Genomic DNA, 12,520 nt, shown 5'->3' with positions numbered 1-12,520 from the left:
ACCGTCCCACCACGACGGCCGGCAGCCCCACCAGCGGACACCGCTTGAACGCACCCGTGCCGAGCTTCGCGCACCTGGCCCGGCTGAGCGACGACACCGGCCTGTTCGAACACGCCCGGCACGCCATCGTCCGTCGTGAACACGGTTACTGCACCGACGACGTCGCCCGCGGTCTGGTCGTCACGAGCCGGGAGCCGGAGCCGACCGGCGCGGTGCTCCGGCTGGCGGAGTGCTACCTCGCCTTCCTGACCCACGCGCAGGACGCCGGCGGCGCCTTCCACAACAGGCTCGGCCACGACCGGCGCTGGGTCGACGAGCCCGGGCTCGGTGACTGGTGGGGGAGGGCGCTGTGGGGCCTGGGCACCGCCGTCGCCCGCAGCCCGGCGGCCTGGATCCGGGAGGAGGCCCTGGTCGCCTTCAGCGCGGGTGCCGTGCGGCGCAGCCCGGCCCGACACGCCATGGCCTTCGCCGGGCTCGGTGCCGTCGAGGTGTTGCGCCGGCACCCCACGCACGCCGCCGCGGCCGCGCTGCTGGCCGACGCGGCCACCACGATCGGCACCCCGTCGCCCGACCCGCGATGGCCCTGGCCGCAGCAGCGCCTGACCTACGCCAGCGCGGCCCTCGCGGAGGTCGTCATCGCCGCCAGTCAGCTGCGCCACGACGGCCCCCTGCTCGACGGCGGCCTGCGGATGCTGGCCTGGTTGCGCGACGTTCAACTGCGCGACGGGCGGCTGTCGGCCGTACCGGCCGCCGGTTGGGGACGTGGTGCGGTGCGGCTCCGCCACGACCAGCAGCCGATCGAGGTCGCCGCCTTCGCCGACGCCTGCGCCAGGGCCGCCACGGTCACAGGTGACCCCGTCTGGGACGTCGGGGTGCGGCAGGCGGTCGGGTGGTTCCTCGGCGACAACGACGTCGGCACCCCGATGTGGGATCCGGCGACCGGTGGCGGCTACGACGGACTGACCCCGCACGGACCCAACCTCAACCAGGGCGCCGAGTCGACCCTCGCGCTCATCTCCACGTTGCAGCACGCCCGGCGGTGGTCGTGACCCGGACCCTGGCCGTCCGGCAGGACCTCACCCTCGCCCCGGATCCACGCCGGGTCATCGTCAAGCTCTTCGTCCCAGGAGAGGACGCCGCCCTGGTACGCACCCGCGCGCAGGCGCTCATCGACCGCGTCGCGCACCTCGACGACGAGGAGACCGGCCGGCTGCTGCGGGACACCTTCGACCGCTTCGGTGGCCGGCACCGGGACCTGGACAGCACGTTCCACCACCACTACGACCTCGTTCGGCACCGGGTAGCCCGGGCCTGGGACCTTTCCCCCACCACCCGTCTCCTGGTCGGCGCCTACTTCAGCCACGAGTACGCGATCGAGGCCGCCGCATTGTGCAATCCGTCGATGGTGGCCCACCCCGACCAGGCCGATCTGGAACCCGGACAGCTGCGCGTCGCGGTCAGTTTGCGCCAGATCGGCGAGGGGCACCTGTCGTCCATCGGGTTCGCCACCGCGGTCCTCGGACCCGGGCGCCGGCTCACCGTCGCCGACCGGTCCGGCCCCCTGGTCGTCGGTCAACGGGTCGGCATCCGGCACCGTCGGGACCTGCTCGCCGCCGGACTGGCCGAGAACGACTGCGACAATGAGGTCACCGCCACCGTGCTGGACGCCCTGCCCGAACGGTACGACGAGGCCACCTTTGAGCGGGTGCTCGGTAACCTGCCACCGGACCTGCTCTCCCGCAGCACCGGGTTGAGCACCCTCGAACAACTGCGCCGCACCAACGCCGCCAGCTACGCCACGACCTTCCCCGCCGACACCGGCCTGCATCAACGGGTGCTCTGGCCGGCCACCCCGGCCGAGAGCAACGGCATGGAGGACGCCCGGTTCGTCAGGTTCATCGACGAGTCCGGACCGGTGTACCGGGCCACTTACACCGCTTACGAAGGACGGCGCATCGCCACCCGCGCGCTGGCCAGCCGCGACCTGCGCCGCTTTCAGATCACGCCGATGCGTGGGCCGGGCGCCCGCAACAAGGGCGTTGCGCTGTTTCCCCGTACCGTCGGCGGGCGCCACCTCGCCCTCTGCCGCTCCGACGGCGAGACCATCGGCCTGACCCGCCTGGACAGCGAAAACCGGTGGCAGGCCCCGGTGCCCCTGCACACCCCCCCGCCACAGCTGGGAACTGGTCCAGGTCGGCAACTGCGGCTCCCCCATCGAGACCGACGCCGGGTGGCTGGTGCTCACCCACGGCGTCGGCCCGATGCGCCGGTACGCCATCGGCGCGCTCCTGCTCGACCTGCACCGACCGGAACGGGTCATCGCCGAGCTTCCCGGCGCACTCCTGGCACCCGATGAGGCCGAACGCGACGGCTACGTGCCCAACGTCGTCTACTCCTGCGGCGGGCTCGTCCACGCCGGCGAGCTGTGGCTGCCGTACGGGGCCAGCGACGCCCGGGTCGGCTTCGCCACTGCACCGGTGACCGCGCTCATCGCGGCGATGGCCGAACCCGCACCACCAATCGGCGGCTAGTAGTGCTTTGTTAGGTCGGCGTGTCGTTGGCCCGGTCGGATCAGCGGGCGAAGGCCGGCAGGGCATCGCGTCGCCCGTGACGCCGACGACACCCTGCCTGAGCGGTGGCTGATCGCCCAGTGGTCCGACGACCAGGCGGAGCCGGTCAAGTACTGGCTGTCCAGCCTGCCCGTCACCACCGGCCACGCCGACCTGGTCCGCTACGGCAAGATCCGCTGGCGGATCGAACACGACTACCGCGAGTTGAAGACCGGCCTCGGTCTGGACCACTTCGAGGGCCGATCCTGGACCGGCTGGCACCGCCACGTCACCCTGGTCACCGCCGCGCACCTGTTCATCACCGAACTGCGTCTGGACCCAAGAGCGGCTGCGCCGGCCTGACTCTCTACAAGGTCATCCGCGAGCTGCAACGACTCCTCGCGACCTGGACCGGCGCCTGTCTCACCTGCCATCAACCCGTGAAACCGTTACACGGCAACAAACGCCACCGAACCTAACAAAGCACTACTAGCTCGCAAGCGCATGGGCTCCGACCTGCTGAGACGGCGACCGTCAGGAGGTGACCGGCGTCGTCGTACCTGTGGGGCTTGCCGGTGGCGACGACGGGTCGGTGGACGCGGAGCCGCTGGGCGCCGGGCTGCTCGGCCCTGGCGTGCCGCCCGACGGGGTCGGAGCAGGTGTGGACGGGGCCGGGGTGGGGGTGCCGGACGGGCTGGGAGTGGCGGTGGTCGGCGGCAACGAGGGGGCTCCGGTCGATCCGGGCGTCGGATGCACCGTCGGCTTCGTGGTTGGTGGCCTGGTGGCCGGGCTCGTGGCCGTCGGCTTCGGGGCGCTGGTCGCCGAGCGCGGAGTCGCCGGTTCGGCGGTCGGCTGGCGCAGCGACTCGGTCTGGGCCACCGGAACGGTCGGTGGGGCGACGTCGGTGGGAGACGGCCCGGAGAGGACGTCCGCGCTGGGCGTCGCCGGGAGATCCGGCGTGGGGGTGGCCGGTGCCGGCCGGAGGTCCGGCGCGTCGGCGGCCCGTGCCTGCACGGCGCCGCCGGAGTCAGCCTCGGCGTCTCCGATCAGCGCGAAGCCGAGACCCGCTGCGCCGACCAGCAGGGCGGCGAGGGCTCCGGTCGCGACGGGCAGCGCGGCCGAACGGGGTGGGCGGGGACGCCGGTGGGCGGGCAACGAACGCTCCTGACCTGCTGGGACGACTGAGCTGGCGCGACGACGCCGATCCCCGACCCTGCCGCCCGGCATGCGCGACCGCCAATGGCCGGACGGCGGAGGTGACCGGGATCACCACCAATGAGGCATGCGGCGGCCGAAGCAGCCACCAGACCGACATGTCGGACGAGCGCGCCGATGCGGCGGGGATTCAACGCCCTGTGCCCGGCTCGCCGAGCCGGAAGTGCTGACCGGCATGGAGAAGCGCGGGCGGTCGGCGGCGTGGCCCTGGCCACCGACCCGCCGGCCTGGCTGACCGGCCCGGCCGGGGACCGGCGCATCGCGCTGGACGCCGGGCAGCCGGGTCGGCCTGGTCGCAACGGCCGGGCAGGCCTGCTACCCGCTCGGCTACCGGCATCGCCGCCGGTGCGATAGACGGGTTGCGACTCGCCGGTCAGGGCAGACAGATCCGCCTCGATCGAGCCGTCGAGGAGGTGGGCGTCGGCGGAGATTCTGTCGCCCTCGGCGATGAATAGGACGTCACCGGGTGCAAGCTCCCGTGCGTCGACCTGCTGCCGCCGCTGGTCGCGCAGGACGGTGGCCTGCTGGGGCAAGTACTGGTTCAACGCCTCGACAGTGTGTTCGGCGTGGCGCTCCTAGGCGAAGGCGAACACGGCGTTGATGAGGATGACGGCCATGATCGCCGCTGCCAGTACGGGTGTGCCGGCGACCCAGGCCAGGACGGCGGCGAGCCACAGCACCAGGGCCAGCGGGTGGATCAGTTGCCGGACGAGCTCCCGCCACCAGCGGGTCCCGCCCTGCCGGCGTAGCTCGTTCGGCCCGTACTCGGCCAAGCGCTGGTGCGCCTCCGCCGTCGAGCGACCATCGAGGCTTGTCTTCAAGTCGCCGAGGAGTTGTTCGTTGAGACGTGGGGTTCGCGGGTAGGGGCCGAGGTGACGCAGGGAAGTGGCTGACCAGCGGATTATCGGCTGTGGCAGCCAGCGAGCCTGCGTGGTGCCGGCGGGGTCCGTCCTGGCGCGTCGTGGACGAAGCCCCTGTGGCACCCTCCCTGCCCGGCAAGTTGACCGTTTGGCCCCAAGGCGGACCGAAGCATACGTACGTTTTGGGAGGGTCGGTGCTGCACGGAGTTAGGCGGCGGTGTGGGCGAGGTGCGCGAGGCGTTCGTCGAGTTGCAGGAGCGCCTGGGTAGGCCGGGAACACGGATGCTGGACCGGCTTCGGCAGGCGCAGGCCGAGGATGGTCGGGTCGAGGCCGAGGACCTGGAGCGGACCGCTGGCGAGTTCGGCTGGCCGGTGGCGGCCGTGACGGGGGCGGCGTCCTACTACGCCGACTTTGCCGAGGGGCGCCGTGGCCAGCGTCATGTCCGGGTTTGCGAGGGAACCTCGTGCTTCGTCAGCACGCAGGGTCAGCACATCCCACGTCTCGAGCGGGCGCTGGGCGTTCGTCTGGGTGAATGCGCCGCGGACGGGTCGGTGTCGCTGCAGGGCGTGCGGTGTCTCGGGTACTGCTACGACTCGCCGGCTGTTCTGGACGGGGAGCAACCGGGTAGTGGTGAGCAACTCGGCGGGTTGTTCGGCGATCCGCGCGCCGCCGAGCGGCGGACGAGGCCCGGCTGGGCGGAGCCGTTGAAGATGCGGGCCACGCAGATACCGCACGCGAGCGCGGTGGATCGTCCGGTGGTGCTGGCCGGGTTGGTCGGCGACGAAGGCCCTTGGGAGGTGTGGCCGGGCGTCGTGGCTTCCGGCTCACCCGATCAGGTGATAGCTGAGGTCGCCACGTCGGGCCTGCGCGGGCGGGGCGGGGCCGGGTTCCCGGTGGCGAAGAAGTGGTCCGCGACCGCGCGGGAACCCGGGCCGAGGTATGTGGTGGCCAACGGCGACGAGGGGGATCCCGGCTCGTTCTGCGATCGGCTGCTCATGGAGAGCGATCCGCACCGGATCCTGGAGGGCCTGGCACTGGCGGCCTTCGCGGTGGGAGCGCGGCATGGGCTGATCCTCGTCCGGTCGGAGTACCCGACAGCCGCCAGGCGGCTGCGTGCGGCAGTGTCCGAGGCGCGGGAGAGCGGCCACCTGGGCAAGCGGGTACACGGCTCGGACTTCGACTTCGACGTGGAAGTTGTGCGGGGCGCCGGCTCGTACGTCGCCGGGGAGGAGACGGCGTTGCTCCACGCCGTGGCCGGCCTGCGGGCCGATGTGCGGGCCCGCCCCCCTTACCCCACCAGCCACGGGTACCTAGGGCAGCCGACCGCCGTAAACAACGTAGAGACGCTGTCGGCCGTGCCCTGGATCGTCCGGCACGGCGGGGCCGGGTACGCCCGCCTCGGTCATCCGGACGAGCCGGGCACCAAGCTCGTCTGCCTGAGCCAGCGCTTCCGCAGGCCGGGCGTGTACGAGGTGGAGTTCGGCGTGCCGCTGCGCCACCTGGTCGAGGATCTCGGTGGCGGGCTGCGCGAGCCGCACACACTGCGGGCGGTGCAGGTCGGCGGTCCCCTCGGCGGGTTTCTCACGCCGGACCAGCTGGATCTACCGCTGCTGTCCCGGCCGCTCGCGGAGGCTGGCGTCGCGTTGGGGCACGCCAGCCTCGTCGCGGTCGACTCGGCGCTGCCCGCCGCCGCGATCCTGCGGCATGCCTGGGCGTTCGGGGCTGCGGAGAGCTGCGGGGCCTGTACGCCCTGCCGGGTGGGGACCCGCCGTGGGGTCGAACTCGCCGAGCGTATCGGGGAACCCACCCAGGCTGAGGCGGCCCTGGCCGCCCACGAACCACTGCTTGAGGTGCTGACCGAGGCGAGCCTGTGCGCCTTCGGACGCGGAGTGTCCTGTGCGGTGCGCAGTCTGCTGCACGTCTACTCGGACGAGCTGCGCCGGACGGGCGAGTAGATGCAGCTGTCCGTCAACGACATAACTGTCCAGGTAGCTGACGGGGCCAGCGTGCTGGATGCCGTCAAGGCGGCCGGGGCAGTCGTGCCGACCCTCTGCTACGACGAACGGCTCACCCCCCAGGGGTCGTGCCGGGTCTGCCTGGTCGGCGTGAAAGGACGGGCGATGCCGGCCTGCACGACACCCGCCACCGAGGGCATGGTGGTGCACACCGACGACCCGGTCGCCCGTCGGTCGGCGCAGCTGTCGCTGGAACTGCTCGTCTCTCAACTGCCCGCCCGGGCGCTCGACGTTCCCGCCGACCGCAGCGAGCTGGTCCGCACGTGCGAGTACTTCGGGGTGACCGGGAGCCGGTTCGACGGGGCCATCCGAACGCGGGGCGTCGACCACTCCCACCCGTACGTGAAGCTCGACCGGGACCTGTGTATTGCCTGCAATCGGTGCGTGCGGATGTGCGCGGAGGTTCAGGGCACGTTCGCGCTCTCCCTGGCCGGGCGCGGGTTCGACACCGTGGTCGCGGCCGGCACGGGCGACGACTGGGTGTCTTCTCCCTGCGTCGCCTGCGGCGGCTGCGTCGACACCTGCCCGAGCGGGGCATTGTCCGAACCAGGGCTGCTCGACGCTCGCCCGATCAGCCGGACGACCACCACCACCTGCGGATACTGCGGCGTGGGATGCAGCCTGCGGGTGCACGTACGCGACGACGAGGTGGCCGCCATCACCCCCGTGCACGGCGCTCCCGTCAACCGCGGCCACGCCTGTATCAAAGGTCGCTTCGCACATGCCTTCACCCGGTCCCGGGACCGGCTGACCACACCGCTGATGCGTCGCGGCGGCCGGGACTCGCCGTTGGAGCCCGCGTCCTGGGCGGAGGCGCTCACCGTGGTGGCGACCCGGCTGGCCGAGATCCGGGACCGGCACGGGCCGGATGCGATCGGGATGATCTCGTCGGCGCGGGCGACGAACGAGGAGAACTATCTCGCACAGAAGTTCGCCCGTGCCGTCCTCGGCACGAACAACGTCGACAACTGCTCCCGGCTCTGTCACGCCCCGTCGGCGGTCGGGCTGACCGCCTCGTTCGGCTACGCCGGCGGAACCAACTCCGTGGACGACCTCGACGGCACCGACTGCATCCTGATCGCCGGGGCGAACCCGACCGAAGCCCATCCAGTCATCGGGGCGCGGATCAAGCAGCTGGTGCTGCGCGGAGCCCGGCTTGTCGTCATCGACCCGCGTCGCATCGACCTCGCCGAGATGGCCGACGTGCACGTGCAGGCCAGCCCCGGCTCCAACGTCGCCGTCTTCAACGGCATCGCCCGGGTGCTGCTCGACGAGGGCTACGCCGACGAGGAGTTCCTCCGCACGCGGGCCAGCGGGCTGGCCGAACTTACCGAGTTGCTCCGCGACTACCCGGTGGATCAGGCCGCGCGACTGGCCGGGGTCCAGCCCAAGACGCTCACCATGGCAGCCCGCCTGTACGGGACCGCGCGACGCCCGGCGATCGTCTACGGGCTCGGCATCACCGAGCACGCCCACGGCACCGACGGGGTCCGGACGCTGGCAAACCTGGCCATCCTGAAAGGCGCCGTCGGCACGCCAGGCTGCTGCGGCGTGCTGTCGATGCGCGGGCAGAACAACGTCCAAGGGGCGTCGGACATGGGCGCCCTGCCGGACATGCTGCCCGGCTACCAGCGCGTCGCCGACGCTGACGTCCGTGCCCGTTTCGGCCAGTGCTGGGGCGTGGACGTGCCCGACCGGCCCGGGCTGCGCATCCTGGAGATGTTCGAGGCGGCCGTTGCCGGCCGGGTGCGAGCGATGTACGTCATCGGGGAGGACATCGCGCAGACCGACCCCGACAGCGGAAATGTGCGCAAGGCGCTGGCCGCCTGCGACTTGGTCGTCAGCCACGACCTGTTTCTCTCCCGCACGGCCCAGCTCGCCGACGTGGTGTTCCCAGCCGTGTCCTTCCTCGAAAAAGATGGAACCTTCGTCAACTTCGATCGACGTGTGCAGCGGGTCCGCCCAGCACTGACGCCACCCGGCCAGGCCAAGCCCGACTTCGACATCCTGCAACTGCTTGCCCAGACGATGAGCGCCGACCTCGGTTGCCCCACCCCGGCCGATGCCCTGGCCGAGTGCGCCACGCTGACCCCGACCTTCGCCGGCATCTCCCACGCCCGGCTAGACCGGGACGGGCCACTGCACTGGCCGTGCCGCGCGGCGGACCAACCCGGGGAGGGGCGCCTCTACCTGGACTCCTTCGCCACCCCGAACGGGCGTGCTGCCCTGGCCGCGCGACCGTACCTGCCGCCGGGCGAACAACCCGATGCCGCTTTCCCCTACGTCCTGATCACCGGCCGCCGGCTGGTGCACTACAACAGCGGCTCGATGAGCCGCCGCACCCCCAACGTCGAGCTTCGCCCGCGCGAGGCGCTCGACCTCCATCCGGACGACGCCGCCCGGCTCGGGATCGCCGACGGAGACCCTGTCGAGGTGAGCAGCCGCCGCGCAGCCGTGACCTTCTCCGTCCATCTGACCAACACGGTCGCCCCCGGCCAGCTGTTCACCGCCTTCAACTTTCCCGACACCCCCACCAACGCCCTCACGTCTGACGTCACGGACACGGTGACGGGATGCCCCGAATACAAGGTGACCGCAGTATCACTGCGTCCGATCTGACCTCCCAGCTGGGCCGGAGGCGGCACATTGAGCAGCGCCGCCGGTCGCACGCCGGCAGGCGGTGTCGGCCGGCCCGCCGGCACCCGTGGTGACAGGAGGCTCGCATGGCGAAGAGCCCCAGCCGAGGGCAGGTGAAGGCCGAGAAGCTGTGGTGGGATTGGGTGCTGCTGGTTGCCGTCACGGCGGCGGTGCTGGCCGGGGCAGCACTTGTGGTTCGCCGGCCGGCGCGGCGCCGCAGACCTGCTGTGGGCCGCCGCAACCGCGGTCGCCCTGCTACCCGCGATCACATGGGTCGTCCGGTCGTTGCTGCACCGGCAGGTCGGGGTCGACGTGATCGCGGTCCTGGCACCGGCCGGTGCAATCGGCACGCCGACGAACCCCGCAGGGTGCCATCGAAACCGTGCCGCTCGACGCGGTACAGCCGGATGACCGCCTGCTCGTCGGCCCCGGTGAGGTCGTGCCCGTGGATGGGCGCACCGAGGACCCCGCGGTCCTCGACGAGTCGGCAATCACCGGCGAATCACAGCCAGTCGACCGTAAGCCAGACGAAGGGGTCACCAGCGGCGTGGTCAACGCCGGGCCGGCCTTCGGCATGCGGGCCACGGCCACGGCGGCGCAGAGCACCTACGTCGGGATAGTACGTCTGGCCGAGGAGGCGACCGCCCGCAAGGCGCCGATGGTACGGCTCGCCGACAGATACGCCGCCGCGTTCGTGCCATTCACCCTCGCCCTGGCCGTTGGGAGCAGCGGGGTGCGCTGAACGGCCTTCAACTGCACCCAACGGCGCTGAACTGCAATCAACGGCATCGGCCCGACCTGCGCTCATCCATTCCTACAGGTCAGAGTGGGTGCAGCGTCACGGTTCACACGGAGTGCTCAGCCGTATTGGGCAGCAGTCGACAGCGCTCTGTGTCGCCTGGTGGGGGAGTATCCGCAGGTCCGGCCGGTAAGGAGCCCCGGGCTGCTTGGCCTTGCATGAGGGTGCAGATTGGGCGCAGCTTGGCGAAGTGGTCACGGCGTCCGAAGTGGTCACCGGCCCTAGGCGACTATGAGCCGGCTGACCAGCGACGATGCGGGGGACCTGGCTGGCATGACCTCCCAGAGAAGACCGAAGTGGTCAACGTGCCAGCGCTATAGGACCCCCGAGCTTCGCCGGCCACGTCGGCGCCCCCAGACGCCGTCGCCTGAGTTGCTCCATCGACGTATATGTCTGCACTGCAGTGGCGGGGCGTCGACGGCTGTCCCATTTCCTGGAACGCTGATCTCACCCGCAATGCCGTGACCAGGATGTTCTGGTTGGTGACCTCTTCGGCGGCTCCGAAAGCGTCAGCATCCGTGGGTCTGACTGGTCAGCCGGGCGACGTCCTCAATTGCCGATGAGAGTGTGGTCGAGGCGTTCGACCGATCGCGTCCCATCGACGGCCGCTGCTAGCGTCACCGGCAACCATGGAGAATGGAGTGCCGATGGTGGATCGGGCGGAGGTCGGTGGACGGCCGCGGTCGGTAACGATTGCAGTGACTCTGATGACCGTCGTGGCCGTCGGGTATCTCGCAGACGCGGTGGCGGTCGTCGCTGGGGCAGCTGCGTACCCGGACCGTGTGCGCGAGGCACTGAACACCTCCGAGGTCGACCCACGTGCCTTTGACGCACTCAAGCCAGTGGCCTCGGCATTGCCCTACGTCGCGGCGTTGATCACCGCCGTGGCAGCACTGGTCCTACTGGGTATCGCGGCCTCGGTGCGTGCGGGGCACTTCGCGGGCCGCATCATCGCCTGGATCGCGATCGGTCTGTCCCTGATCTGCAGCTCCTGCGGGCTGCGCCAAGCTGGTACGCCCGCTTTCAGCGGAATCGCCTACGTGTCCGCCTTCAGCCGTGACGACTCCGGAACTCACACGTTCGTCCAGCGGTTACCGGCCGCGTACCCGCCGGCCTATCGGTACCTCAGCGCCGGCTTCGCCCTCTTCGCGATGCTCGCCTTGATCGTCGTCGCCGTGCTGCTCGAGCGACCCTCAGCCAACCGCTTCTTCCGTCCGGTCAGACAGCTGGCACCGCCGCCAGCTACTCATTACCTGGGCGGCTCGGCGCCAGCGCCGGTCGCTGGGGCAGCCCGTCCGACGGACGACCAGATCTCCCAACTGTCGGTGCTGGTCCGGCAGCATCAACGCGGCGAGTTGACCGACGAGGAGTTCGTTGCGGCTCGCCAGCAACTGCTCGGTGGCCCCTGATCGCGGCACGTCAGACATGCTGGTATCCGCTCGGCGGGAGACGCAGTTGCGCGGCCGCAGGGTCACACTCCTACCTCCCGCCATCGGCCACCGCGCGGTAACGCCCGCACATGGCCGCCGAGAGGGCGGTCGTGCCACGGAGAAAGCGCCAGACGGCCTGGAGCTGCATCTAACGTGGCGTTGACAGCGGCCCCAGGGTCTGAGCGAACATGGTGGCGTGACCGACAGAGGTCAGGAGCCCATCCAGCTCCGCCCCGGCTCGTACGACGAGCGGGCGGCGGACGTCCAGCCAGCACAAACATCGTCGGCCCTGCGAAGCGGCGAGTCGCGGCGTAGGTTCAACTGGGGCGAGCATCCCCTTGCAGAAGTCGGTTTGGGTGTGACTAGTTTGCTCGCTCTGGCGGGCTGGCTTGCGGCCGGGATTCTCATCTTCATGCTCGTCGACGACCGCGACGGACCGGAAGGCATGACGGGTCTTGCTGTCGCGTTCTCGATGCCGCAGGTTCTTGTGGTGGCATTCGGATTTACCGCGGTGGCGGCTTTCATATGGCACAGGTACTGGGGCGGGCGGGTCTCCCTTGTCGTCAGTATCATGGTCGCCTTGGCCGCGGCCGTCGTGCCGTGTGCTTGGGTGGCCGTAGTTTTTCAATGATTGATCGCCAAGCTGGCGCGTCACTGTCGGGCGACATCCTCAGATACCGCTGTCAAGGCGCGCCGGCCGCTGGTCGGCTCGTCACCGTCCGTGCCCGCGGTCTGCGTGGCTACGGCATCCGGAACTGCCGATGAGCGGTTGCGTCGGGAGCGGTCGACCAGCGTGCGGCTGGCATGCCCGACGGATAGACGAAGGGGGTAGTTCTCGGGGCGTTCCCCGGACTGAGGTTCGCTGTCGCCACCGTCGTCCCGACGGGGCGGTTGACGTCTCCGCACACTGCGACTTGACGCAACCCGAGTTCGTGACGGGCGACCTCATCCGGCCGAATCAGTCGTCAGCGCTCCGCCTGTCATGCAAGCGCCGCCGGCGATCGGACAGGGCTG

9 protein-coding genes and 3 pseudogenes are annotated in these 12,520 nt (G+C 70.7%); 10 read left to right on the top strand and 2 right to left on the bottom strand.

The features are described from left to right. Positions 1 to 44: 44 nt before the first annotated feature. From OG799_RS15605 to OG799_RS15585, 5 genes and pseudogenes are all read left to right on the top strand, one after another. Positions 45 to 1,049, top strand: coding sequence for a glycosyltransferase (locus tag OG799_RS15605; RefSeq protein ID WP_406045748.1), 1,005 nt, complete (start codon positions 45 to 47; stop codon positions 1,047 to 1,049). Next, entirely contained in the window at positions 1,046 to 2,356 is a 1,311-nt protein-coding gene (locus OG799_RS15600) for a glycosylase (protein ID WP_406045747.1), read from the top strand. Before OG799_RS15605 ends, OG799_RS15600 begins: the two co-directional genes overlap by 4 nt. Further along, positions 2,238 to 2,531, top strand: a complete 294-nt coding sequence (locus OG799_RS15595) for a hypothetical protein (protein ID WP_406045746.1) — start codon at positions 2,238 to 2,240, stop codon at positions 2,529 to 2,531. The genes OG799_RS15600 and OG799_RS15595 overlap by 119 nt, the downstream gene beginning before the upstream one ends. Positions 2,532 to 2,582: 51 nt before the next feature. Continuing rightward, positions 2,583 to 2,912 (top strand): annotated as a pseudogene (locus OG799_RS15590) (transposase); the annotation flags it as partial. A gap of 178 nt (positions 2,913 to 3,090) precedes the next feature. Then, positions 3,091 to 3,717 (top strand): hypothetical protein, encoded by a 627-nt coding sequence (locus OG799_RS15585; protein ID WP_406046538.1) that lies wholly within the window; start codon positions 3,091 to 3,093, stop codon positions 3,715 to 3,717. 442 nt (positions 3,718 to 4,159) lie between these two features. Here the strand turns inward: OG799_RS15585 and OG799_RS15580 are convergent. Together OG799_RS15580 and OG799_RS15575 are read right to left on the bottom strand one after the other, a co-directional pair. Further along, a pseudogene (locus OG799_RS15580) lies at positions 4,160 to 4,297 on the bottom strand (hypothetical protein); the annotation flags it as partial. A gap of 42 nt (positions 4,298 to 4,339) precedes the next feature. Continuing rightward, on the bottom strand, positions 4,340 to 4,585 hold the full coding sequence (locus OG799_RS15575) for a cation-transporting P-type ATPase (protein WP_406045745.1): 246 nt from the start codon (positions 4,583 to 4,585) through the stop codon (positions 4,340 to 4,342). A gap of 258 nt (positions 4,586 to 4,843) precedes the next feature. Between OG799_RS15575 and OG799_RS15570 the strand changes: the two genes are divergently transcribed. The 5 genes and pseudogenes from OG799_RS15570 to OG799_RS15550 all read left to right on the top strand — a co-directional run bounded on the left by OG799_RS15570 (position 4,844) and on the right by OG799_RS15550 (position 12,137). Further along, complete coding sequence (locus OG799_RS15570) at positions 4,844 to 6,580, top strand: NAD(P)H-dependent oxidoreductase subunit E (RefSeq protein ID WP_406045744.1); 1,737 nt, start codon at positions 4,844 to 4,846, stop codon at positions 6,578 to 6,580. Continuing rightward, entirely contained in the window at positions 6,581 to 9,259 is a 2,679-nt protein-coding gene (gene fdhF / locus OG799_RS15565) for a formate dehydrogenase subunit alpha (protein ID WP_406045743.1), read from the top strand. A gap of 104 nt (positions 9,260 to 9,363) precedes the next feature. Then, positions 9,364 to 9,995: pseudogene (locus OG799_RS15560) on the top strand (heavy metal translocating P-type ATPase); the annotation flags it as partial. Positions 9,996 to 10,783: 788 nt separating this feature from the next. After that, positions 10,784 to 11,485, top strand: coding sequence for an SHOCT domain-containing protein (locus OG799_RS15555; RefSeq protein WP_406045742.1), 702 nt, complete (start codon positions 10,784 to 10,786; stop codon positions 11,483 to 11,485). 217 nt (positions 11,486 to 11,702) lie between these two features. After that, the gene (locus OG799_RS15550; RefSeq protein ID WP_406045741.1) at positions 11,703 to 12,137 is read left to right on the top strand and encodes a hypothetical protein; all 435 of its coding nucleotides are present in this window, start codon (positions 11,703 to 11,705) and stop codon (positions 12,135 to 12,137) included. The last annotated feature ends 383 nt before the right edge of the window (positions 12,138 to 12,520 follow it).

Source organism: Micromonospora sp. NBC_00898 (assembly GCF_045207895.1).
Taxonomy (GTDB): domain Bacteria; phylum Actinomycetota; class Actinomycetes; order Mycobacteriales; family Micromonosporaceae; genus Micromonospora.
Note: the sequence above shows the minus strand (reverse complement) of the source record. Positions and strands in the feature narration are given on the sequence as shown.